Origin of the sequence: Massilia eburnea (assembly GCF_009720745.1) — a bacterium.
Classification (GTDB): Bacteria; Pseudomonadota; Gammaproteobacteria; order Burkholderiales; family Burkholderiaceae_D; genus Rugamonas; species Rugamonas eburnea.
Genome location: NZ_WNKX01000027.1, coordinates 1 through 23,755, shown reverse-complemented (window position 1 = coordinate 23,755; position 23,755 = coordinate 1). Strand labels below are relative to the sequence as shown.

The following is a 23,755-nucleotide window of genomic DNA, read 5'->3' as shown; positions in this document are numbered from 1 at the left end:
TCAACCCTTGGCCGGTGCGGGAGCTCCGGGCGGCGGGGCGGGGATGGGCATGCCCTTCTCGTCCACTTTCAGCACCTGCGGTGTGACCGGTGCGCCGGGGAAGGCGCGCAGCAGGCCATCCACGATGACAAGTTCGCCTTCCTTAACACCTTCAACCACGCGCATGCCGTCAATCAGCGCACCAGGCTTGACCTCGCGCTGTTCGACGATATTGTTCTTGCCGACGACCAGGACGACTTTCCGGGTCTGGTCCGTCGTCAGCGCCCGGTCGGGAACGACCGTCGCCATGTATTTGCCGCTGCCAACGAGCTTCAGCCTGGCAAACAGGCCTGGCGTGAACAGGCCATCCTTGTTGTCGAACACCGCGCGCCCGCGCAGGGATGCCGTGGCGGGATTCAGGCGGTTGTCCACGAAATCCATTTTGCCTTCGTGGGGGAAGCCATCCTCATTGGACAGTCCAAGGTAGATCACGTTTGGCGTGTCTCGGGAAGACGCTCGCGTGCCGTCTTTGGCGGCGCGCATGTACTTGAGGTAAAGCGCTTCGCTGGCGTCAAAATAGGCGTAGACCTTGTCGGTGGAGACGACGGTCGTCAGGATCGGGTCGCCCGCATTGACCAGGTTGCCCTCGGTGACATTGGCACGGGAAGTGCGGCCATCGACTGGCGCAGTGATATTCGTGAACTCGAGGTTCAGGCGCGCCTGCGTCAATGCCGCTTCGCCGGCGCGAATGGCGGACTGCGAGTTGGCGACGGCGGCGCGTAGCTGGTCAAGTTCCTGCTGGCTTACGCCTCGGACTGCGACGAGCTTTTCGGCCCGCGCAAATTCGGATTTGTTCAGGTCCGATTGTGTTTTTGCGGACTGCAATTGTGCTTCCGCGCGCGCCACTTCGGCGGCATAGGGGCGAGGGTCGATGGTGAAGAGCGGTTCGCCTTTTTTGACGAGCTGGCCCTCTTTGAAATGCACCTTGACCAGGTTGCCGGGCACGCGCGAACGTACATCGACGGTATGCGGAGCTTCCAACCGCCCTGTGAATTCATCGAACTCCTGGACTTGCCGCTTGACGACCGGCGCAGCCGACACGGCTGGCGGCTGTCCCGCCTGTTTGGAAGGATCCTCCTTGGCGCCACATGCTGAAAGAGCAACCAGGACGACGACGGGAATAAGACGAGCGGTCAGCGTTTGCATAGCGAGAACCTTCCAAACTGTGTTGCACAGCGGGGATGCCGATTCTTACTGCGTATGGCTTACTTCCAATCAAGGGGCAAGAATAGCACAACCTTATTAATGAACAGAAAAGACGCAAGGGCATATGCAAGTTACAATGCCGCCCGTCTAGTTCGAGGTTTATTGTCTTCTTGTAAAGGAATCCAAGTGAAATTCATTTCTGCCGTTCTGCTCGCTGCTACGCTGGCAGGCAACGCTCAAGCTGCCAATCCGAATCCTGATGCCAGCCAGGTCAAGGCAACCCATGACTTGCTGGCGGCTATGCAGGCCGAAAAAATGATGCGTATGACGGCCGGCATGAGCCGCTACGCCACGCCAGCAGAGCGCGATCGCGTGATGGACAAGGTGATGGCACTGCCCGCGGAAACCGTCTACAACGGACTGGCTACGCCGGTCGCCCGTCTCCTCAGCCCTGAAACGGTGGCCGAGATGACGCAGTTCTACCAGTCCAGCTATGGCAAGAAGGTATTGAACAGTATCTACAACAGCGGCGCCCAGCTTTATCCAACTGCACCCAAGCCGACGCCTGCGGAACAGGCGGCGCTGAAGAAGCCTGCTTATATCAAGGCCGACCGCGAATTCAAGGCGAATGAGCAGGCCATCCACCACGAAACTTTCGTACTGCTGCAGCAGATCATTAACCCAAAGAAGTAATCGCAAAATGAACATCAGGAAGCTGGCTTTGGCGCTGTTTTTCATTGCGCAGGGCACGCATGCATCCGAGGGCTTCGTGCGGACGGGCGAAAGCGGGAACCTATTTCTCTACACGACCGCCGAGAATATTCTTGGAAAGAGTGTTGTCTATCAGTTCGATGATGGGAAAGCTGTTCGTTGTTGTGCTACTGCGGTAGTTGGGGAGCAGGCCGCACTCGAGGAGAATGAGTTTTTATCGGATGAGTTCTCGATGAAAGACGTCCATAAATACGCACTGAAAGCCGCACCGCCGAAATCCGATTGGCTGCCTTTTGTCGGGATTGCAGTAATTGCGGCAACGGAATCGCCAAAGTCGCGTGGTACCGGACTGGATGTCAAGGAAATGGCTGGAACTTCGTCAATCCGGACATGCATCAGCTCCGAGGGCATCCATTTGATCAAGCGCACCAAAGGCAAATTGCGGTCGCACTTGTACATGGGCTTGGGCTACGAAGTAGAGCCGACGTGCACCGCAAAAGACTTGCAATAATGCGACGGGTCTTGATGGCGCGCCGAGGCGATGCGACAATCGCCCGGTGCGAGGAGCTGGCTGCCGGCCCGCGCGCAGCTGCAACCCTTTTCAATTTTTCGTGAGTTTTCCATGGCAGTTTCCAAATCCCGTCTCGACGCGTCCCGATTTTTCCTGCGCCTTGCCATTGGTGGCCTGGCCATCCTTTTAGGTTTTCAAGCAATCCGTCATTCCGGCTTCCCATCGACGCTGCATGCTGCTGGCTATTGGGGCATGCACATTCTCGAGATGTTGTGCGGTGCGCTTATCATGGTCGGCTTCCTGATGCCTTTCGCCAGCGTGGTGCTGACCTTGATCATCGGCTTCCCGATAGTGATGGGCTGGATCCATGGCGCCTCGATCCTCGGCGACCTGCATGCCTTGTTCCTGCTGCTGGTGGTATCGGCCACGGCGCTCGGTGGTGCCGGGCAGTGGGCGCTTGGCCGCGAGTGATAACTGACTACGCCGCCAATCCGGTCGTTGGCGTCCGGATCCCGCATAGCTTGAGGATCGTGCCAATCGCCTCGCTGACATATTTTTGATTGTGCAGGACGATGTTGATGTTGCGGCCAAGGTCGATGTGCAGGGCTTTCAGGGGCACGATTTGACCGGCGGCGATCGCGTCCTGTAGCTCGAGGCGGGACAGGCATCCCAGCCCCATGCCGGCCTTGACGCATTCGCGGATCGCGGCCGGCTGTTCCAGTTCCAGCGCTATGCGCGGCACGATGCCGAGGGAAGCCAGTGAGCGCTCGAATACCTTGCGCGTCCCAGAGCCGGGCTCGCGCATCACCCAGTCTGCTGCGGCCAAGTCCGCCGCCGTCAGCTTCTTGCCTGCCAGGGGATGCCCTGCTGCGGCGAAAATAGTGAGGGTGTCTTTTTTCCATGGGAAGGTGCGGAAGCGGCTGTCTTCGACTGGGCCTTCCACGAACCCCAATTCAATACTGAAGTCCGATAGCTGCGACAGCACCTGGTCTGTGTTGTAGCGCATAACGCGGATCTGGCCGTTCGGGAAGCTGTGCTTGAAGCGCGCAAGTACGGGCGGCAGCAAATGGTTGCCGACGGTGACGCTGGCGCCCAGTCGGATGTCGAAGATCGATTGGTTTCCGGCTGCCAGCATCTGGATCTCGGCGGCGCGGTCGAGCACTGCCTGCGCCCGCTGCAGCAGGATGCGGCCGGTCTCATTCAATATCAGCTGCTTGCCGACGCGGTCGAATAGCTTTGCGTCGAGCTGCTGTTCAAGGTCCGCAATTGCCATGCTGGCGGCGGCCTGCGTCATGCCGATGGCTTGCGCGGCGCGCGTTACGTGTCCGTGCTGGCCGGCGATGGAAACGAATACTTCCAGTTGGCGCAAAGTCAGTCTGATCATTTTCGCTGATGATTTGGATAAAAATCATTTGTTTCACTAATGTTACCCCTTGCTTCAAGATGCTGTCCAACTCATTGGATAAGCATATGAAAAAGACTTTGTGCGGAATCGGAACCCCGTTCATGCTTGCGGCGCTGGCGACCGTGGCGCTGCCAGCTCTTGGGCTGGCGCGCTACGGCATCAGCTCCCTGACGCTGGCGATGTTTGCGGGCGCTTTAGTGGGAAATGTCGTTCCCGGTTTGTCGGCGGGACCGCTGGTGCCTGGCTTCCGCTTTGTACAGCGCCGTGTGCTGCGGCTGGGGGTCATGCTGTATGGCTTGAACCTGAGCGTTGCGCAGATCGTTTCGGCTGGCAGCAGGGGGATCTGGATCGACCTGCTCATGGTTTGTTCGACGCTGGGATTGGGCTGGTTGATTGGCACGCGTTTGCTGGGGCTGGACCGGGAAACGACTTTGCTGGCATCGGCGGGCAGCGCGATCTGTGGTGCGGCGGCGATTGTCGCCACTGCGCCGGCGTTGAAGATGAACGAGCAGCGCGAAGTTGCGGCCACGGCATCGGCTGTCGCAGCTGTCATCGTATTTGGTACGGTAGCGATTTTTGTGTATCCGGCTTTGTATGGTTGGCTGGGGAGCGACCCTGCGGGCTTCGGCGCATACATTGGGTCGACAGTGCATGAGGTGGCGCAGGTCGTCGCGATCGGCAACCTGATTGGTGGCGATGCGGAACAGGTGGCGGTGATCGTCAAGATGCTGCGGGTGGTCATGCTGGTGCCGTTCGTGCTGTTCGTTGGCAGCAGGATGGCCGCTCGCTCCGACGGGCAAGGCCTTTCGGTTCCGGTGCCGTGGTTTGCGTTGGGCTTCCTGGCCTTGGCGGGCGTCAATTCGCTGCACTGGATTCCTCCGTCGGCAACTGAGGGGCTGAAGCTGCTCGGTACGTTCTGCCTGACGGCGGCGATGGCAGCTCTGGGCATCGATACCAATATTGGCCGTCTCCGTCAATCTGGGTTGAAGGTCTTCGTGCTCGGACTGCTGCTTTTCGTGCATTTGCTGGTCGTTGGCGGCGCAGTTAACTTCTGGCTCTTGCCGTAGAAAAATAACTGTATATAATCACAGTATTTTCAGCAAGCTAACACTGGAGCCGCAATGATCGAAGAATTCATGGAAGAAGAAGTGCTGGTGCAGGAAGACCGCGTCTGGCAGGGCAATGGCTGGACGGCACGCGTCATCAAGAATGAAGACGACGATGGCTGGGCAGTTGCAATGATCAAGGATGGCGAGGCGGAGCCGGCGCTGGTTGGCCCGTGGACCATGGGGCGCGATAAGAAGAACCCTAAGCCGCTGGACGTGAATGCCTTCAACACCCTGGTGAAGACGGCCAGCGAGGTGATTCGCCGCCATGAGCAGCAACTGCATGCGCAACTGCACAAGAGCGTGCGGGTTCACACGGTGGGCGCTGCCTACGTTACCGTGAACCTGGACATTACGGCGGATGAAGATGATCCGTATGCGACGCTGACGGCGTTCGATCCGTTCGGGGAAGAGCTGGCGCAGGTGCGGGTTGCGCCGAATTTCAGGCTGAGTGTCGCGAGCGCGACGGCCTGGATGGAATCGGGGTATCGCAAGCCGTCGGCTTAATAGATCCCGAAGAGCTTGCCACCCAATCCAAGGATCAAGCCCGCCAAATTCGACGCGGAGGCTGCGGCCGGCGAAGAGTGGTGTTATTTTTTACCCCCGCTGTGAAAAATTGGCAGCACATGCTCGGCGATCTCGTGGAAGGTTTCGTCGAGCGGGCGGCGGTTGCGGCGGAAGTGGAGGCCAACGTGGTCGACGCCGGCCGCGCGCAGCGCCTGAAGCTCGGCGACCAGCGCATCGCGGCCGCCGCGGAAACCGAAGCGCCAGCGCAGCAATGGTTCATCGGGGCGCTCGGCCAAGTCCAGGTGGATGAAAGTGGCGTAGGGTTTGGCGCCGGCCACCGTGCGCCAGGCTGCCACGCGGCGGGCGTGGTCTTCCGGCGTGCCGGGATAAGCCAGGGTGCCATCCATGTGCATGCCTACCCAGTCCGGGCTTTGCTGCGCAAGGCCCGCCACCAGCAGCGGTAATCCTGCGTCCATTCGCGGCAGCACATGTAGTCCTCCCGGCAGGATTGATTGCGCACCATCGCGCAACAGAGCCACCTGCTCGCGGAAGCTGTTCCCGCGCCCGGCAAAGTCGCGGCCGAACAGGGGATATTCCACCGGCCGGTCGCCGCTGGCAACGCCTAGCAGCAAGCGATTCCCGCTCAGGCGCTGCAGCGTTGTGGCGGACTTCAGGGTGAGCAGCGGTTCGCGAATCGGTAAGACTACTGCGGCCGTGCCGAGCAGGATGTCACTGGTGATGCCGGCCAGGTAGCCCAGGTAGGAAAACACTTCGAACACCTGGGCTGCGTCGCCGAAGGATGGATCGTACATCGGCACATCACGCACCCACAGTGCGCGAAATCCCAGGCGGTCGGCCAGTTGCGCCAGTTCGGCATGGCGCCTGATATCCGGTTCGCCCGGCAGGCGGCCGGCCAGTTGGCGCGCCTGCTCGCCGTGGTGCGTCCAGTCGTTGTCCAGCGGGGCTTCGATGCCGATGCTGAAGCCACCGGTTGCCAGTCGTTCCAAAGCGGTATTCACGAAGTGCTCCTTTAGATTGCGGCGGAGGCAGAGGCTTGGCGGCGGCCGGCGTTGCCAAGCCATACCAGCAGCAAGCCGCCGGCAGCTAGCGCCGCGCCGACCAGCGGTACAGCCGCGTAGCCGAAGCCCTGGCTGATTACTACACCGCCAAGGGCCGCGCCAACGGCGTTACCGAGGTTGAACGCGCCAACGTTGACGGAAGAGGCCAGGCCAGGCGCTTGCGCCGCAGCCTGCATCACACGCATCTGTACCGGCGGCACCATGCCGAAGGCTGCGGCGCCCCACACAACGAGGCCGATGGCTGCGCCGATCTGGGTCGTCATCACCAGCGGCAGCACGGCCATGGTGATCGCCAGGGCGGCGAGAATCAGTTTGGTTGCGCCGTCCAGCGACCAGTCGGCGAGGCGGCCGCCCAGGCTGTTACCGATGGTGAAGCCAATGCCGATCAACACCAGTGCGAGTGCCACGAAACCAGGGCTGGCGTGGGTAATTTCAGCCAGGAGCGGCGCGACATAGGTATAGAGCGCGAACATGGCGCCGGAAGCCAGCACGGTGGTGCCCATTGCCAGCAGCACTTCCGGGCGGGTCAGCACCTTCAGCTCGCGGCGGACATCTGGCGGCGTGCCGGCCTCGCCTTTGGGCAGGGCGAGCCACAGCGCAGCAATGGTCAGCAGGCCAAGCATCGCCGTGCCGCCGAAAGCAACGCGCCAGCCGACTTGCTGGCCGATCCAGGTTGCGGCGGGCACGCCGCCGATATTGGCGACGGTCAGGCCCATGAACATGGCTGCGATGGCGCTGGCCTGTTTCTCTTTCGGTACCACGCTGGCCGCTACCACGGCGCCAATGCCGAAGAAGGCGCCGTGATTCAGGCTGGTGATCAGGCGCGAAATGAGCAGGGTTGTATAGCCCGGCGCGAAGGCCGACAGCAGGTTACCGATGGTGAAGATGAGCATCAGGGACATCAGCGCTGCGCGCTTGCCGAAGCGGCTGAACAGCAGGGTCATGACCGGGGCGCCGGCCATGACGCCCACTGCATAGGCGGAAACCAGCATGCCCGCAGTGGGAATGTTGACATTAACGCCATCGGCGATGACGGGCAGAAGGCCCATCGGGGTAAATTCCGTCGTGCCGATGGCGAAGGCGCCGGTGGCAAGGGCTAACAGGGCGGTGGACGATTTCATTGGACGTTCTCCTTTTCAATGAATCGCAGTGTAGCCGGGCAATATTTGCAGATTAAGCCCTGGATGCTCTAAACACTTTTGATTTGGAATCAATAATTGGTGGCCCGCCTAGATCGACGCCGGCGCGGGGAGAGAGGCTGGGTGCTTTGGACGGCTTGCGGCTATGCCGCGCCCAAACTGTGTGTGTTCGTAGAATATATGAGCGATTATTTGCGCTCTGGAGGACGAGCTATTCCATAAAATCATAGCTCAGCGATTATTCCTCATAACTAGGGAATAGCGGATTCGTTAAGCTTGGGATATTAAAAAATAAGAGACACCCATGAAAATCACATCTCTCGACTCAATTGTTTTCCTGATCTATTTTGCCGTGGTTGCGGCCTATGGCATCTGGGTTTACCGCCGCAAGAATCACAGTTCCGGCTCGGCTTCGCGTGACTACTTCCTCGCCGAAGGCTCGCTGACCTGGTGGGCAATCGGCGCTTCGCTGATCGCCTCCAATATCTCCGCCGAGCAGTTCATCGGCATGAGCGGTTCCGGCTTCAAGATCGGCATGGCGATTGCGGTCTATGAACTGATGGCGGCAGCGACACTGATCATCGTGGCGGTCTTCTTCATGCCGGTCTACCTGAAGAACCACATCTACACCATGCCGCAGTTCCTCGAGCAGCGCTACGGCAAGGGCGTGGCGACGACCATGGCGCTGTTCTGGCTTGGCCTCTACATCGTGGTCAACCTGACGTCCATCCTTTACCTCGGCGCCATCGCCATCAGCAGTATTTCGGGCCTGAGCGTAGGCGCCTGCATGCTGTTCCTGGCCGTTTTCGCCACCGTCATCACGCTGGGCGGCATGAAGGTGATCGGCTACACCGACGTGATCCAGGTGGTCTGCCTGGTAATCGGCGGCCTGGTGACCACCTGGATCGCGCTCGACCTGGTAGCCGGCCTGGGCGGCGGCAAAGGCGCACTGCATGGCACGGCCGAACTGTTCGCCCGTGCCCGCGGCCACTTCGACATGGTGCTGTCGCGCGACCATCCAAGCTATATGGACTTGCCGGGCCTGAGCATCCTGCTGGGCGGCATCTGGATCGCTAACCTGAACTACTGGGGCTGCAACCAGTACATCACCCAGCGCGCCCTGGGCGCGGACTTGCCGACCGCGCGCAAAGGCCTGCTGTTCGCGGCTTTCCTGAAATTGCTGATGCCTGTGATCGTGGTGCTGCCTGGTATCGCGGCCTTCGCATTGGACCAGGCAGGCGCCCTGGGCGGCGCGCTGCGTGTGGGCGGCGAGCTGAATCCAGACCGCGCTTACCCAACCTTGCTGGCGTTGCTGCCGGACGGCCTGCGCGGCGTGGCCTTCGCGGCCCTGACCGCGGCCGTGGTGGCTTCGCTGGCAGGCAAGGCAAACAGTATCGCCACCATCTTTACGCTGGACATCTATCGCAAGAAATTTGCGCCGTCGGCGAGTGAAGAGCGCATGGTGTGGGTGGGCCGTCTTACCGTGGTGGCGGCAATGGCGATCGCGGTAGTAATCGCGCCAATGCTGGGCATCGACAAGAAGGGCGGTTTCGCCTACATCCAGGAATACACAGGCTTCGTATCGCCTGGCATCCTGGCCATGTTCCTGCTTGGTTTCTTCTGGAAGAAGGCGACCAACGCCGCTGCGATGTTCGCTACGGTGGGCGGCCTGGTGTTCTCCATCGTCCTGAAATTCCTGCCGACGATGATGGACCTGTCTTTCCTCGCGCCGATCGGCTTTGCCGCCGACAACGGCAGCGGCGTCTATGAAATTCCGTTCATCGACCGCATGTTCCTGGTGTTCTGCGCTGTCGCTGCGGGCATGGTGTTGATCAGCCTTTTGGGCAAGCGTGACGGCGCGGCCAAGGCCATGGTGGTTGACCGTTCGCTGTTCCGCGTCGACCGTGGCTTCGCCATCGGTTCGGCCGTGGTGTGCCTGCTGCTGGCCGTTGTCTACGGGGCGCTCTGGTAATCGAAAGGAGGTAGAAGATGACTTTGAAAATCGGACTGGTCGGACTCGGCAAGATCGCGGTCGACCAGCATATTCCTGCGATTCGCGGCAACAAGGGCCTGGAACTGGTGGCTGGCTGCTCGCCGGCCAGCGCGCCGGACGGCATCTTGCGTTATCCGGATATGGGCGCCATGCTCGCAGCCCATCCCGAAATCCAGGCGGTGTCCATCTGCACGCCGCCGCAAGTCCGGCACCAGCTTGCAGGCGAGGCAATTGCAGCGGGCAAGCACGTATTCCTGGAAAAACCGCCGGCTGCCACAGTGGGTGAAGCCGCTTCCATCGCAGCCATGGCCGCGCAGCGCGGCGTGACGGCGCTGGCAGGGTGGCATTCGCGTTTTGCACCCGGCGTGGAAAGTGCGCGCAACTGGATGCTGGCGCGGCCCATCAAGTCGATCAAGATCCGCTGGAAGGAAAACGTGCGCCAGTGGCACCCCGGCCAGAAATGGATTTTCGAAGCGGGCGGCATGGGCGTGTTCGACCCGGGCATCAATGCCTTGTCGATCCTGACCCGGCTGCTGGGCGGTTATGCGCTGGTGCGCAAGGCGTCGCTGCAAGTGCCGTCCAACTGCAGCGCCCCAATCCGCGCCGATCTCGACATGGTGAGCGAACACGGTGTGGCGATCGATGCGGAGTTCGACTTCCTGCAGTTGGGCCAGCAAACCTGGAGCATATTCGTGGAGTCCGAAGCCGGGGACACCATGGCATTGCACCTGGGCGGCCGTACCATGGAAGTGAACGGGAAAGTCGTGCTGGACGAGCCGGAACGGGAATACCCTTCGATGTACGAGCATTTCCTGGGCCTGGTCGCCAGCGGCCGTTCCGATGTCGACTTGTCGCCGCTGCAGGCGGTGGCCGACGCCTTCCTGGTCGGCAAGCTCTCCAGCGTCGAGCCATACTACGAGTAAGGCGTCCTCCTACACTGCATGCGCGCCTATACCGATACAGGTGGCGGCCAGGTGGGCGCATCATGGGACATCCAGATGCAGGAGGATGCAACCATGGTCAGCAAGGAAAAGATCAACCCGATGGCGCCCGACAGCCTGAAAGGGCGCGCGCCGGGTGTGGAGCCGGGCAATGAGCAGCGCTCCAGCGTGGCGCAGCAGCAGGCTAAGGCAGGAGTAGGTGAGCGGGGCGGCGAAGCGAGCCAGCAGACCGGCTGGGCGGCCCGCCAGTCCGCCGAACGGATGCGTGAGCGCGCCGGCGGCGGCAGCGGCATGCAGCAGGACCAGCACGCCGGCGCGCAGGAGTCGGCGACCGGCCCTGCCGGCAAACGTCAGACCGACGAGGCGCGGCCCAAGCTTTCACGGGCGCGGCGGGCCGACAAATAGACGTTGTCCTTCGCGATGGCGCGGCCGGCGCTGACGGCGTCGGCCCATTCGCGCGTCGTTGTCACGGCGCCGAAGTTGGAGTGGAACACAACGTTCAGGACGCGGTGGATTTCTTCCGCCGTAGCACGGCCGGCGGCGTTTTCGTAAGAAGGCGCGCCGGTTGCGTCGGACAGGTGTTCCACCGCAAATCCCATATGCGCAGCTTCGTAAATCGTTGAAGCATTGCAGTTCTGCGTCATATAACCCACGATGGACAGGGTGTCGATCTGCCTGTCGGCCAGCCATTGCGCCAGGTCAGTGCCGGTGAAGCTGCTGGGCCGTTTTTTGTTGATCACGTGATCCGCGCCAAGTGCTGCAATGTCCGGGTGCAGCTGCCAGCCGTCTGAGCCGACGGCGAAAATCGGGGTGCCTTCCGGCGTGTCGTGCTGCACCACCACCACCGGAATGCCGCTTTCGCGCGCCACTTTCATGGCCTGCACGATGTTCGGCAGCGATTGCTCCACCGGCGGGTATTCAATTGGCAGGTTGCCGGTGAAGTATTCATTTTGTACATCGATCACGATCAGGGCGCGGCGTGGCATGATGTTTCCTCCAAATGTGTTGTTGATGGAGCCATTGTGCGCCGCACACGGTTCTCGCGACAGTGGCCCGCAGGACGATATTCGATATAATCGGGCCATGCTTAAAAAAATCGCCATCATTGCCTTCGACGGCATGACGCCATTCCACCTGTCCGTGCCTTGCCTGGTGTTTCGCGGGCCGCTATTCGAGCTGACGGTGTGCGGGGCGGAGCCGGGCCCGCTGCGCACCTCGGCCGGCTTCGATATTGCCCCGGGCAAGGGCTTGCGCGGCCTGGAGGGAGCCGATGTCGTCATCATGCCCACCTGGCACGACGATTGCCGTCCGGCGCCGGCAGTACTGCTGCAGGCCTTGCGGCGCGCCCATGCGCGCGGGGCGACCATCGTGGGATTGTGCCTGGGTGCGTTCCCGTTGGCGGAGGCTGGCTTGCTCGATGGCCGCGTCGCAACCACGCACTGGGCCTTTGCCGGCCGGCTGGCCGAATTGCGTCCGCAAGTGAAAGTCGACGAGGAGGTGCTGTACGTCGACGAAGGCGACGTGGTGACATCGGCTGGCGTGGCGGCAGGGCTGGACTGCTCGCTCTACCTGCTGCGCAAATGGGCCGGCGCCGACCACGCCAACCAGGTGGCGCGCCGCCTGCTGGTGGCGCCGCATCGCGAGGGTGGACAGGCCCAGTTCATCGAGCGCCCGGTGCCCGCGACGGCCAGCGACAGCAGGCTGGCGCAGGTGCTGGAATGGGTGCAGCACCGGCTGGCCGAAGAGCATAGCCTCGACGCGCTGGCGGCGCGCGCAGCGATGAGCCGCCGCAATTTCACGCGCCACTTCCGCCACTCCACCGGCACCTCGTTCAAGCAATGGCTGCTGAACCAGCGCCTGACGCACGCCCAGCGCCTGCTGGAAACCAGCGATGCATCGATCGAGGCGGTGGCGCAGGCGGCCGGTTTCGGCAGCGCGCTCTCGTTAAGGCAGCACTTCCGCGCCGCCTTTCACAGCTCCCCGTCGGCCTATCGCAAGCTGTTTGACGCCTGAGACCTCGGAAAGGTTGGTTGCGGCCTTGCCATAGATGAGGATTTTTCTCTCGGGTAAAATGAAGATTCTCTCCAATCTTCACGGTTTGTGAAAAAGCAACGGCGCCCGCCCGGTGTTCATTATGTCGAAGCCGTTACTCTCGCCGGTGAACAATGCCGCGCTGCTGGTCGGCGGCGGACTGCTCGGCCTTCTTCCCCTGTATTGCTTCCTGCTGGTGGGCGACCTGGCCTGGTCGCTCAAGGAACGTGCGGTCCAGGAACTGGTCAAGGCGCAGTTGCGGGAATTCAGCCTTGATCCCGTTTTGCTGAATATTTTGTTCGGCGTCCTGCCGGCCCTGATCGCCTTGTTTGCCGCACCGGCCGTGGGAGCCTGGAGCGACCGCACGCGGACCCGGCTCGGGCGCCGCATTCCTTTCCTGCTTGCGCTGACGCCCCTGCTGGCCGGCAGCCTGGTGCTGCTGGCGTTCAGCCAGCCGCTGGCGGACTACCTGCATCATGCCTCCAGCGGCGGTCCTCGCCAGCGCGACCGGACCGTCATCGCCTGCATGGGCGTGCTGTGGGTGGTGTTCGACCTGTTCTCCATCGTCATCAACGCCGTGTTTATCGCCCTGGTCAACGACACCGTGCCGCGCGAAGTGCTGGGACGCTTCTTTGCCTTCTTCCGGATTGTGAGCCTGGCGGCGGGCGCGGGGTTTTTCTTCCTGGTGTTCCGCAATGACGTGCCGGCGATTGCGAGCACTGCGATGCTGGTGATCGCAGCGGTGTTCATTGTGGGCTTCCTGGTGCTTTGTGCCGGTGTACGCGAGCCGTCCTACCCGCCGCCGCCGTCCGAAAGCCGCCGCCTGCTTGGGCGCCTGCGTGCGGAAAGGGAAGGGGCGCCGTGGTTCTTCGTCCTGCTGTTCGCGGCCGTAGGGATGGCGGTGATTTGCGTGTTGCCGGTCAATATCAACGGCTATAACGCGATGGCGCAATTCAATGTGGACCGCAGCAGCTATGGCCAGGCGATCGCGCTCACTTACTGCATCTCGATCGTGCTGGCCTGGCCGTTGGGATGGCTGGCCGACCACGTCCATCCGATGCGAATCGGGCTCGTTACGCTGGCCATGTACGCAATCGGCATGCTGCTCGCGTGGATGTTCGTCAGCAGCCGCGAGTCCTACCTGTTCTGGCTAGTGGTGCATGGCGTACTGGCGGGCGTTTTCCTGACCGGTACCGCGTCTTTGCTGCCATTGGTGCTGCCGCGCGAACGTTTCTCCGAGCTGGCCGCTTTCTCCGCTTCGGTCACGGCCATCCTGGCCATGGTCCTGGCAGCGGGCACCGGCCTGGTCATCAGCTGGAGCGGCAACGATTTCCGGCTGATTTTCCTGGTCTCAGGCCTGTCGGCGACGCTCGCCGTCCTGCTCTGGGCGTGCGCCATGAACGCCCATGAGCGGCGCGCCGGTTCGCTCAGAAGCTACGGGTCAAGCTGACCGACAAGGTGCGGCCGCGGCCGGCGAAGTAGGAACTCGTGTCCTTGTAGCTCGCCGACTGCGGGTAGTAGCCGATGTACTGGCGGTCGCACAGGTTCTCGATGCCGACGCCGACCTTGCCCCACGGCGAATCGTAGCTGCCGGCCAGGTCCACCAGGGTATAACCGTTAAAGTGCTCTTCCAGGTTGGTGGTCTTGACGGTGCGGCCGATATTGATGTCGCGGTCGAACAAGGTGGTCGCCTGCAGGCGCAGGTTCGCTTTCGGCATGAATTGCCAGTTGGCGCCTGCCACCAGCTTGTCCGGGCCCTGGGCGCGGGCGCCGAGTTCCACGTCCATCGGTGCGCCGGCGGTGGCGGCGGTCTTGCCCAAGGTGCGGGCGTAGGACCCGAAGGCCGACAACTCTTTCGTGGCGCGCAGTTCGCCCGAAACTTCCCAGCCGCGCACCGTGGTCGGCACCCGGTCAATGCGGCCGATGCCGCTGGCGTCCACACGTAGCGCGGTGCCGAGTTTGGAGCGTGAATCGTAGAACGAGGCGCCCAGGCTGCCCTTGGCGCCGCGCCAGTTGACGCCGATCTCGTTGTTGCGGGTGACGACAGGCTCCATGTCGAACAGCGTGTCGACCGACTGGCCCGGTTTGTTCACGGCGCGCAGCACCAGGCCCACGTCCGGCAGGCCGAAACCTTCGGCGCTGGAGACGAAGGCCGACCAGTTCTTGTTGAAGCGCCATACCGCGCCGATATTTTTCACGTTCTTGGTGAAGGACCGTTCGCCGCCTTGCACCAGGCGGCTGCCGTAGGCGGCCAATGTGGTGTAGGTGTCGACGTTCAACTTCGCGTCTTCATGGCGAATGCCGCCGCGCACGGTCAGCGGGCCATACTCATATTCCAGCTGGGTGAACGGGGCCAGCGAGGTGAAGTCCAGGGTCGGCACCCAGGTGCGGCTGGTATCGGCCAGCCACTGTTTGGTGCGGTCACGCAGGAAATCCAGGCCGGCAGTGAATTCCAGGCCTTTCACCAGGGTGTCGGGGCGTACGAAGGTCAGTTTGGCCCCGTATTTGTCGGCCACTACCTCGGACTGGTCGAACAGCTTGAGCGGCGGCGCGACGATGGCCGGATCCTGGAAGGTGCTGGTGTCGGTCGCGCCGTAAAGGGAGGCGAAATCCTGCTTGAAGATTTGCGCGTTGAAGCTGCCACCGAGTAGGTCGTTGTGGCGGTATTCCAGGCTGCTGGTCTTGACCTTGTTGCGCGGCGGCGCGCCCTCCGGCGTTCCTGACGTCGAGCTGGTCGGCGTGCCGGTGGCAAAGACCGCAGGCACTTGCTTGTAATCGCCGTCGCCTTCCATGCGGAAACGGTTGATGGTCAGCTGCAGGCGCTGGTCGCCGAAGTTTTTGCCGATCTTGAAGAACAGGTCGGTGCCCTGCGAGTCCATGGTGTCGCCTTGCACGGATTCGATGCCGAGCGGGCGGCCCTGGCCGTCGTAACCCAGGCCGCGCTGCTGGATGCTGCCGAAGGCCAGCAAGTCGAAGTCGCCCGATTTGTGCTGCAGGGTGTAGCCGGTCTTCCAATCCAGGCTGTCATGGCGCAGCTGGGACGACATGCGCACGTTGACCGACTGTGTGGTGCCCTCCGCCTTGGGCGACTTGGTGATGTAGTTGACGATGCCGCCGGTCGCGCCCATGCCCTGCATGGCGGAAGCGCCATTGATCACTTCCACGCGCTCGATGATGGCGGTATCGGCCACATAGCCCTCGCGCATGCCGCCGCGCAGCGGATTGGTTTGCGGTACCCCGTCCAGCAGGATCAGGGTGTTGCGGCCGCGCAGGGATTCGCCGGTGGAGCTCATTTTCTGGCGGCTGGGCGCGTAGCCTGGAATGTAGGTCGCCAGGGCGGCCGACGGGTCGTCCGCCAGCAGGTACTGGGCCTCCAGTTCTTTTTGCGAGATCACGCTGACCGCGCCGGGAATCTTGTCCACGCTCTTACTGTTGCGGGTTGCGGTGACGACCACTTCCTGCATCGGCTCCTTCAGATTTTGCGCCATCGCTCCCGTGGAGAGGGCGAGGCAGGCCAGGGTTACGGCACGGGAGAGGGGATGCAAGGCGGTCATTCAGTCACTCCTAAACAGTCAGATACAAAATCAAGTTCGCAATGATAATCATTCTCATTTATAATTTCAAACAATTTATTGCTGACATAAAAAATGCTGACTGGTTTGCTGCGAGCGCGGCTGCGCGAAATCCACCTCTACGTGTCCCTGGTATTCGGGGCGATCTTTGTCACGGCCGGCCTGACCGGCGCGGCGATCGCCTGGACCCATGAACTGGACGCGGCGCTGAATCCTGGCCTGCTGCATTCGCAAGCCCCAGCGGGCGCCCCCGACCAGGCGCCGGCGCCGGCCCAGGTGCAGGCCGCAGTTGAACGCCTGCTGGCCGAGCCAGGCTACGGCAAACCGACCCAGTTGATGCTGCCTTACGAGGCCGATGACGTGTATGTCGCCTGGTACCGCCAGCCGAAGAAGGAGAAGGGCAGCTTTGCGACCGACGTGGCGCGCCAGGTCATGCTGGACCGCTATTCCCTGCGCATCCTTGGGGAGCGCAACTACGGCGAATTCGGCCTGTCGCGCGAATTGCTGATGCCGTCGCTGTTCCACGTGCACCGCTACCTGTTCGCCGGCGAGGTTGGCAAGACGGTGACTGGCATCAGCGGCCTGCTGCTGGCGTTGACTTCGCTGCTGGGCTTCGTGCTGTGGTGGCCGAAAGCGACGCTGTCCAGCCTGCGCAAGGCGCTCACCGTGCGCGGCGCCGTCAACTCACGTCATTTCCATTACAGCTTCCACCGCACTGCCGGTTTCTTCATGACGCCCGTGCTGGCGGTGCTTGGTTTTACCGGCATGGCGATGAACCTGCCGGACTGGGTGCGCCCGGCGGTGGCCGTGGTGGCAACCCTGGCACCGAATGCCAAGCTGGCCAATGGCCCGGCCGCGGGCCGCGAGCCGATCAGCGTGGCGGCCGCGCTGGAAGCAGCCCAGCAGAGTGTGCCGCACGGCCGCCTGACCCGGGTCGCGATCGCCTCCTCCAAAGCGCCGTTCGAGATCCGCCTGCGCCAGCCGGACGAGGTCCGTGAAGGCGATGGCCTGACGCGCGTCTCGGTCGACGCCTTCAGCGGCGCCGTGCTGCGCGTGCGCGATCCGCTCAAGGCGGCGCCAGGCGACAGCTTCTTCAACTGGCAGTTCCCGCTCCATACCGGTGAAGCCTTTGGGCTGGCGGGCAGGGTGCTGGTTTCCTTCAGCGGGCTGGCGCCGCTGGCCTTCATGCTGACCGGCCTCCTGCTATGGTTGGGCCGGCGCAAAATGCACCAAAAAGCTAGCACGAAACAAGTTAAAAAAGTTGCCAAACGGTCACAAATGGTCCACACTGAAATCTGTGAAAATGTGTGAGAATTTGCGGCTGCGGCATGATGAGTGCACTGAACCTTAACCCAGCAGTATTGCTGGAGATCATCAACTTACAAACCGACATCGCGCGCCAGGGCCTGGACTTGGGCGGGGTCATGCAACTGGTCTGCCAGCGCGCCGGCGCCTTGTGCGGCGCCACGGCCGCAGTGGTGGAACTGGCCGAGGGCAGTGAGATGGTGTACCGTGCCGCCGCTGGCGTAGCGGAAGGTGCGCTAGGCCTGCGCCTGAAGCGCGAAGGCAGCCTGTCCGGCCTGTGCGTCGCCGAGGACAAGATCCTGCAGTGCGACGATTCCGAAACCGATCCGCGCGTCGACCGCGAAGCCTGCCGCAGGGTCGGCCTGCGTTCAATGCTGGTGGTCCCGCTGCGCCACGAAGGCCAGACTGTCGGCGTATTGAAAGTAGGGGCCCCGCACACCAATGCCTTCGATGCCTACCAGGCGCAAATCCTCGGCTTGCTGTCGGAGCTGATCGGCGCCGCCATCTTCCACGCCGTGCAATACGAATCGAGCGACCTGTATTACCGCGCCACGCATGATGCGCTGACCCGCCTGGCCAACCGCGCACTGTTCTACGACCGCCTGCGCCAGCAACTGGCCCGCGCCAACCGCGCCGACAGCAGCGTTGCCGTAGTCAACATCGACATGGATGGCCTGAAGGCGATCAACGACAACCTCGGCCACAGGGCCGGCGACGCCGCAATCTGCCAGGTGGCCCAGCGCATTGCACGCGAATTGCGGCAGGACGACCTGGCCGCGCGCCTGGGAGGCGACGAGTTCGGCGTCATCCTGTGCGGAGTGCGCGACCGCGACGTGGTCGGCACCAAGTGCCACAGCATCAACAGTGCCATTGGGGCGCCGTTTGAATTCGAAGGCCGCGCCCTGCGGCTGGGCGCCAGCATCGGCTACGCCATCAGCCCCGACGACGGGCAGGACATGGACCAACTGATCGACCTGGCCGACCAGGCCATGTACCGTGTCAAGCAGGCGCGCAAGACCGTCGCGGCGTAGCAGGCCCGCAACGTTCCTTTCACCTGTAGAAGCAAGGTTTGAGATTTGCATCTACTATAGCTTTCAAGTCCCCCACATTGAAAGCGAGGGTAGGATGCGATACTGCTTATGGCTGGCCTTGCTGGTTTCCAACGCAGTTCAGGCGCAGGAAGCGCCGGCTGCTCCTCCCTTGACCGCTACCGTCACACTTGCCAGCCAATACGTGTCGCGCGGTATCCGCCAGACCTGGGACAAACCCGCACTGCAAGTTGGCGTTGATTACGTCCACCCCAGCGGCTTCATCGCCGGGACCTGGGCTTCGAATGTCAGCGACAAATTCATCGAGGAGGCCAGCGTCGAATGGGATTTGTACGCCGGCTATTCAGCCACCGCGGGGGACGTGGGCTACAGCCTGGTCGTTTATGAATACATCTACCCCGGCGCCAGGGTCAGTTCCACCGATACGACATTCAATTACACCGAGCTATCGCTGGGCCTCACCTACAAGGCGGCCTACGTCAAATACAACTACACCGTCAGCCCGCACTTTTTTGGCATCCGCGACGGCCGCGGTACCGGCTATCTCGACGTCGGCATGAACCTCGACCTTGGCCAGGGATACACGCTCAACCTGCATGCCGGCGACGCGCACGTGGGCGGGCCAGGCAACCAGATCTGGAACTGGCGCGACGTGAAGGCCGGCGTGACCAAGGCCCTGGCGGACGGCTGGGCGCTCGCTGGCGCTGTAACGCGCGGCAAAGGCGCAACCGATGTCTATCGTCATTACACCAGCGGTGTACCTGATGCTGCCGGCAACCTGGCCTATTCAAACACCGAGAAAACCACTTTCGTCGTGACTGTTGCCAAAACCTTCTAGGAGGACAGCATGCTGTCGAAATTGTCGCTGAATGCAAAAATCTGCATTGCGGCCACGCTGCTGGTCGTCATCAGCCTTGCGGTCACGGCAGCGGTCACCGGCTTCAAGAGCAGCCATACCGCCGAGCAGAATGCGATGAACCTGGCACGCACCCAGGCTGCCGCCGCCGCCTCGGCACTGCAAGCGCGCATCGGGCGCAATCTTGCCACCATCATCCAGCTCGGGGCCACACAGCGCGCTACGCGTGGCGCTAAAATGCCCTTGTCGCGTGAGCAGACGGGCGAAATCACCAAGGCGGCCTTATTCAGTTCCGACGACTTGATTGGCGCCGCCGTCACCTGGGAGCCCAATGCCCTGGATGCGAAGGACGCGGAGTTTGCGGGCAAGAAGCCGGAATTCGACGCCAGCGGGCGCTATATGCCGTACTACACGCGCGCTGCCGGCGGCGGCGCCAACGTGGAGCCGATCGTCTTCGATCCAAAGCCTGGCGCCAATGACTGGTACGACGTTCCCAAGCGCACCGGCAAGGTGTTCTTTACCGAACCGTACTCCTACCCCGTCAACGGCAAGGACGTGCTGATGGCGTCCCTGGTCGCGCCCATCATGATCGATGGCGCCTTCCAGGGGACCGCTAGCGCCGACTTCATGCTGACGCGGCTGGGCGAGATCCTGAAGGACATGAAGTCGATCGAGGGCGGCCGGCTGTCGCTGGTCTCCAATGGCGGCCTGTATGCCAGTAATCCTGACGATGCCCTGGTTGGAAAACCTGCGTCGGACATTCCGACCGAAGGGCTGGCCAGCATCCGCAGCGGCAAGCCCTACGAGTACCAGGACAAGAAGGGCATGGTGCACCTGATCCAGCCACTGGTGCTGCATCCCGATATTGCCCCTTGGGCCGTGAAGATGAGTTTCCCGCAAGCGGTGGCCACTGCCTCGGCACGTGAACTGCTTCTCTATACCTTGCTGGTATCGCTGCTGTGCGCAGTAGCGACCGGGGTGATCCTGGTCATGGTGCTGTTCCGCCTGACGCAGCCATTGCGCGAACTTGGCGGCGCCATGTCGGGACTTGCGAGCGGCAATGCCGATCTCAGTGCGCGGCTGGAAGTGCGCGGCAACGACGAACTGGCGGTAATCGGCACCGGCTTCAACACCTTCGTTGGCAAGATCCACTCCGTGCTGGCGCGCGTGCGCGAATCGTCCGACAGCGTGGCCACAGCCAGCACTGAAATCCGGCAAGGCAATGCGGACCTTTCCGCGCGCACAGAGCAGCAGGCCAGTGCGCTGGAGGAGACCGCCGCCACGATGGAGCAGTTGACCAGCACCGTGAAGCAGAACGCCGATAATGCGCGGCAGGCAAACCAGATGGCGGCCCGTGCGTCGGAAGTCGCCTTGCGCGGCGGCCAAGTAGTGGCGCAGGTGGTCGATACGATGGCATCGATCAACGCATCCTCGCGCAAAGTGGTCGACATCATTTCCGTCATTGACGGTATCGCCTTCCAGACCAATATCCTGGCGCTAAACGCCGCTGTGGAAGCGGCGCGCGCCGGCGAACAGGGACGCGGCTTCGCCGTGGTGGCAAGCGAAGTGCGCAACCTGGCCCAGCGCAGCGCGGCGGCGGCCAAGGAAATCAAGGAATTGATCGGCAACTCGGTGGAGCAGGTGGAGGCCGGGAGTTCATTGGTGGCCCAGGCAGGCAGCACAATGGAAGAGGTCGTGGCCAGCGTGCGCCGGGTGACGGATATCGTCAGCGAAATCAGCGCCGCCAGCGGGGAACAGAGCAACGGGATAGGCCAGGTTAACCAGGCAATTGGCCAAATGGATGGCGTTACCCAGCAAAACGCCGCCCTGGTCGAGCAAGCCGCGGCCGCGGCGGAAAGCCTGCAGCAGCAGGCGGCAACCCTGGTGGCGCTGGTAGGCGAGTTCCGCCTGGCGTCGGGCACGCCAGGCCGCGCGCTGGCCCTGCGCGAGTAAGCGTGCGAGCCTGACAGCGTGGCGGTGCTAGTCTGGCGCTTTCCGAAAGGAGGTCGCCATGACACAGCAACAGTACCAAACCTGCATCGACGCCTGCAACGATTGCGCCGCCGCTTGCGACTATTGCGCTGCCAGCTGCCTGCAGGAGCAGGACGTCACCAGCCTCGCGCACTGCATTGCCAACGACATCGATTGCGCCCAGGTGTGCCGCGTATGCGTCGGCCTGATGCAGCGCGGCAGCAAGCTGGCCGCCGGCCTGTGCGATGCCTGCGCCGATATCTGCGACGCCTGCGCCGCCGAATGCGAACAGCACAGCCATGAACATTGCAAGGATTGCGCCGTCGCCTGCCGCCGCTGCGCCAGCGAATGCCGCAGCATGGCCGGCATGGCGCAGTCGCAAGTGCGGCCGGCGACTATCCCGGCCCGCCACTGATCAAAAGCGGCTGGAAGGCCAGGACTTCTTCTCCTTGTCCTGCTTGGACGGCGCGCCGAAGTCGCGCACCGCCAGCATGCGCTCGGCGCCCACGGTGTTGACCGCGAAGCCATTGCGGCCGGCCGCCTTGACGCAATACAGCGCCTGGTCCGCCGCCAGCATCACCTTGTCGACGTCGGCCGGCAGTTCGGTCGTCAGCGCGATACCGATGCTGGCGGTCACGTTCAGCGGCCGTCCGTTCACCTCGAACGGGGCCTGCATGGCGGCCACGATCTTCTGCCCCAGCAGGTTGACATCGTGGCCCGCCTCCAGGTGCTCGAACACGATCACGAACTCGTCGCCCGCGATGCGCGCCACGGTATCGGTGCTGCGCACGGCATTGCGCAGGCGGTCGGCAAACTGCACCAGTACCGCGTCGCCCGCCTGGTGGCCGAAATTATCGTTGATGCCCTTGAAATAGTCGATGTCCAGCACCGCCAGCCCGATCTGCTGGCCGGCGCGAATGGCGCGCTTCAAGGCCTGCGGGAAGAACTCATCGAACATGCGGCGGTTGTGGGCGCCGGTCAAGGCGTCGGTGGTGGCCAGGCGCTGCAGGTTGCGCTCCGCCATTTGCTGCTGGCGTGCGACCTGGTAAAAGGCGCGGCTCAAGTGGCCGAATTCATCGGGATTGCTGGAGTTGAACAACTCAATATCGACCTCTTCGCGGCCGAACGCCCGTACCTGGCCGTACAGGCGGTAGAGCGGAGCCAGCAAGGGCCGCATGAACAGCCAGGCCAGCAGGCCGGCCACCAGGGCCACCACGGAAGCCGCCACGAAAGCGCGCCAGCGCAGGCTGCTCATGGAGGCGAAGGCGTCACGGATGGGGAAAGATACCGCTAATGTCCAGTCGGCCCTCTGCAGGCGCTGATGGGCCAGCAGCACCGGCTCGCCATGGTCGAGTGCATCGTCGCGCCAGCCATCGGGTTCGGACAGCACTGCGTGCTCCAGGGTGCCGGGCGTATTTGACTGGGTCAGCACCCGGCTGGAGTCGGGATGGTACAGCGTGGTCCCGTCAGCGGTGAGGATGAACAGGTAGCCCTCAGAGCGGTCGCGCAGGGCATTCAACTGCCCGGCAAAGGCAGGGCGCTGCAAGTCGATCGTGCCGACCAGGACATACTCGATGCTGCCGTCGCGGGCCAGTACCGGCTGGGTGATCGCCACCACGGGCCGGCCCGACAGGACGCTGCGGAAGGGGGCCGACACAATGCCCTCCTGCGCGGCGATGGTGTCGTGGAAATACTGGCGGTTCTTGCTATTGAGTTTGCCGATTAGGCGCCGGTCCTGCAGGTTGGCGACCAGTTTCCCGTCCGCAGAGTAGGCCGTCACATTGAAGAACTCATCGCGCAAAGCCTCACGCAATTCGAGCTGGCCCTGGATCCTGGAGGCCGCAACCGGCTCGGCTTGCAAGCTCTGCGCCAGCACCCGCAAGACCTGCTGTTTTGACGTAATGTCGCGGTCAAGATAGGCTGCCGCGCTGGACAGCATGGACATTTCCTGCGCAGCGATGACTTTGCGCATTTCATGTTCCGCAACCAGCAGCGAAGCACCGCCCACCAGTACGGTGGCGAGCATCACCATCAGCACCAGCAGGGCTGAGATCTTGAACTTGAAAGTCTGGAGTTTAGGAATGCGGCGCACGACGATCTCCCGAAAAAGGAGAATGCCAGGCGAAGATTTGGCCGGGAGAAACGTTACGCGGGAGTAAGGCGCAAACGAAGTATAAAAGAATGTAGCCGCCCCCGCCAGCTGAGCCCACAACACGTTGTTACAAAGCAACTCAGCAATAGCAGCGTGAAAGTCGGGGTCAGATACTGTCTTGAATAGCAAGCCCGTTACCCAGGAAATTTGGGTCAAAGGGCTTGCCTGACTTTACGACTCCGTAAACCAGATGCACTAGCTTACGCATGATGGCGCCCGCCACAGCCATCTTCGATAAGCCA

General features: G+C 62.5%; 22 protein-coding genes. 15 read left to right on the top strand and 7 right to left on the bottom strand.

Annotated elements, in window-relative coordinates:
- Positions 1-1,185, bottom strand: a complete 1,185-nt coding sequence (locus GM658_RS24520) for an efflux RND transporter periplasmic adaptor subunit (protein WP_155456692.1) — start codon at positions 1,183-1,185, stop codon at positions 1-3.
- Between the two features lie 186 nt (positions 1,186-1,371).
- Here GM658_RS24520 and GM658_RS24515 point away from each other — a divergent pair, with 186 nt between their 5' ends.
- From GM658_RS24515 to GM658_RS24505, 3 genes are all read left to right on the top strand, one after another.
- Positions 1,372-1,878 carry a DUF2059 domain-containing protein gene (locus tag GM658_RS24515; protein WP_371865257.1) on the top strand — a complete coding sequence of 169 codons (507 nt, stop codon included), beginning with the start codon at positions 1,372-1,374 and terminating at the stop codon, positions 1,876-1,878.
- 7 nt (positions 1,879-1,885) lie between these two features.
- Positions 1,886-2,407 (top strand): hypothetical protein, encoded by a 522-nt coding sequence (locus tag GM658_RS24510; RefSeq protein WP_155456691.1) that lies wholly within the window; start codon positions 1,886-1,888, stop codon positions 2,405-2,407.
- Positions 2,408-2,518: 111 nt separating this feature from the next.
- Positions 2,519-2,878 (top strand): hypothetical protein, encoded by a 360-nt coding sequence (locus GM658_RS24505; RefSeq protein ID WP_155456690.1) that lies wholly within the window; start codon positions 2,519-2,521, stop codon positions 2,876-2,878.
- 7 nt (positions 2,879-2,885) lie between these two features.
- Here GM658_RS24505 and GM658_RS24500 read toward each other — a convergent pair whose 3' ends face one another.
- Positions 2,886-3,791 (bottom strand): LysR substrate-binding domain-containing protein, encoded by a 906-nt coding sequence (locus GM658_RS24500; RefSeq protein ID WP_155456689.1) that lies wholly within the window; start codon positions 3,789-3,791, stop codon positions 2,886-2,888.
- An 8-nt stretch (positions 3,792-3,799) separates the two neighbouring features.
- On the opposite strand from GM658_RS24500, the gene GM658_RS24495 reads away from it, so the two are divergent.
- Together GM658_RS24495 and GM658_RS24490 are read left to right on the top strand one after the other, a co-directional pair.
- The gene (locus tag GM658_RS24495; RefSeq protein WP_211841929.1) at positions 3,800-4,879 is read left to right on the top strand and encodes a YeiH family protein; all 1,080 of its coding nucleotides are present in this window, start codon (positions 3,800-3,802) and stop codon (positions 4,877-4,879) included.
- Positions 4,880-4,933: 54 nt separating this feature from the next.
- A complete protein-coding gene (locus tag GM658_RS24490) occupies positions 4,934-5,425 on the top strand; it encodes a hypothetical protein (RefSeq protein WP_155456687.1) in 492 nt (163 codons plus the stop codon).
- 83 nt (positions 5,426-5,508) lie between these two features.
- Here the strand turns inward: GM658_RS24490 and GM658_RS24485 are convergent, their stop codons facing one another.
- Complete coding sequence (locus GM658_RS24485; RefSeq protein WP_170298954.1) at positions 5,509-6,444, bottom strand: TIGR03571 family LLM class oxidoreductase; 936 nt, start codon at positions 6,442-6,444, stop codon at positions 5,509-5,511.
- Positions 6,445-6,455: 11 nt separating this feature from the next.
- Entirely contained in the window at positions 6,456-7,625 is a 1,170-nt protein-coding gene (locus GM658_RS24480; RefSeq protein ID WP_155456685.1) for an MFS transporter, read from the bottom strand.
- A gap of 322 nt (positions 7,626-7,947) precedes the next feature.
- On the opposite strand from GM658_RS24480, the gene GM658_RS24475 reads away from it, so the two are divergent.
- Genes GM658_RS24475 through GM658_RS24465 form a run of 3 tightly spaced genes read left to right on the top strand, consistent with a single transcriptional unit; the run spans position 7,948 to position 10,982 of the window.
- Positions 7,948-9,615: a sodium:solute symporter family transporter gene (locus GM658_RS24475; protein WP_155456684.1), complete on the top strand. Its 1,668-nt coding sequence runs from the start codon at positions 7,948-7,950 to the stop codon at positions 9,613-9,615.
- A 17-nt stretch (positions 9,616-9,632) separates the two neighbouring features.
- The gene (locus tag GM658_RS24470) at positions 9,633-10,559 is read left to right on the top strand and encodes a Gfo/Idh/MocA family protein (protein WP_155456683.1); all 927 of its coding nucleotides are present in this window, start codon (positions 9,633-9,635) and stop codon (positions 10,557-10,559) included.
- 18 nt (positions 10,560-10,577) lie between these two features.
- On the top strand, positions 10,578-10,982 hold the full coding sequence (locus GM658_RS24465) for a hypothetical protein (protein ID WP_155456682.1): 405 nt from the start codon (positions 10,578-10,580) through the stop codon (positions 10,980-10,982).
- Here GM658_RS24465 and GM658_RS24460 read toward each other — a convergent pair.
- A complete protein-coding gene (locus tag GM658_RS24460; protein ID WP_155456681.1) occupies positions 10,928-11,563 on the bottom strand; it encodes a cysteine hydrolase family protein in 636 nt (211 codons plus the stop codon). The genes GM658_RS24465 and GM658_RS24460 overlap by 55 nt on opposite strands.
- 97 nt (positions 11,564-11,660) lie before the next feature.
- Here GM658_RS24460 and GM658_RS24455 point away from each other — a divergent pair, with 97 nt between their 5' ends.
- Positions 11,661-12,590, top strand: coding sequence for a GlxA family transcriptional regulator (locus GM658_RS24455; protein WP_211841928.1), 930 nt, complete (start codon positions 11,661-11,663; stop codon positions 12,588-12,590).
- 121 nt (positions 12,591-12,711) lie between these two features.
- Complete coding sequence (locus GM658_RS24450; protein WP_155456680.1) at positions 12,712-14,058, top strand: MFS transporter; 1,347 nt, start codon at positions 12,712-12,714, stop codon at positions 14,056-14,058.
- Here GM658_RS24450 and GM658_RS24445 read toward each other — a convergent pair.
- Positions 14,036-16,162: a TonB-dependent receptor gene (locus tag GM658_RS24445; RefSeq protein WP_229417052.1), complete on the bottom strand. Its 2,127-nt coding sequence runs from the start codon at positions 16,160-16,162 to the stop codon at positions 14,036-14,038. The two genes, GM658_RS24450 and GM658_RS24445, sit on opposite strands and share 23 nt — an antisense overlap.
- Positions 16,163-16,255: 93 nt before the next feature.
- On the opposite strand from GM658_RS24445, the gene GM658_RS24440 reads away from it, so the two are divergent.
- The 5 genes from GM658_RS24440 to GM658_RS24420 all read left to right on the top strand — a co-directional run bounded on the left by GM658_RS24440 (position 16,256) and on the right by GM658_RS24420 (position 21,776).
- Entirely contained in the window at positions 16,256-17,491 is a 1,236-nt protein-coding gene (locus GM658_RS24440; RefSeq protein WP_155456679.1) for a PepSY-associated TM helix domain-containing protein, read from the top strand.
- A 17-nt stretch (positions 17,492-17,508) separates the two neighbouring features.
- Positions 17,509-18,516, top strand: coding sequence for a sensor domain-containing diguanylate cyclase (locus GM658_RS24435; RefSeq protein WP_211841927.1), 1,008 nt, complete (start codon positions 17,509-17,511; stop codon positions 18,514-18,516).
- A gap of 94 nt (positions 18,517-18,610) precedes the next feature.
- Positions 18,611-19,372 carry a TorF family putative porin gene (locus GM658_RS24430; RefSeq protein WP_155456678.1) on the top strand — a complete coding sequence of 254 codons (762 nt, stop codon included), beginning with the start codon at positions 18,611-18,613 and terminating at the stop codon, positions 19,370-19,372.
- A 9-nt stretch (positions 19,373-19,381) separates the two neighbouring features.
- Entirely contained in the window at positions 19,382-21,343 is a 1,962-nt protein-coding gene (locus tag GM658_RS24425) for a methyl-accepting chemotaxis protein (RefSeq protein WP_155456677.1), read from the top strand.
- A 58-nt stretch (positions 21,344-21,401) separates the two neighbouring features.
- Positions 21,402-21,776 carry a four-helix bundle copper-binding protein gene (locus GM658_RS24420; protein WP_155456676.1) on the top strand — a complete coding sequence of 125 codons (375 nt, stop codon included), beginning with the start codon at positions 21,402-21,404 and terminating at the stop codon, positions 21,774-21,776.
- Here GM658_RS24420 and GM658_RS24415 read toward each other — a convergent pair whose 3' ends face one another.
- Positions 21,777-23,453 carry a sensor domain-containing diguanylate cyclase gene (locus GM658_RS24415; protein ID WP_371865255.1) on the bottom strand — a complete coding sequence of 559 codons (1,677 nt, stop codon included), beginning with the start codon at positions 23,451-23,453 and terminating at the stop codon, positions 21,777-21,779. It abuts the gene before it with no gap.
- Positions 23,454-23,755 lie beyond the last annotated feature (302 nt).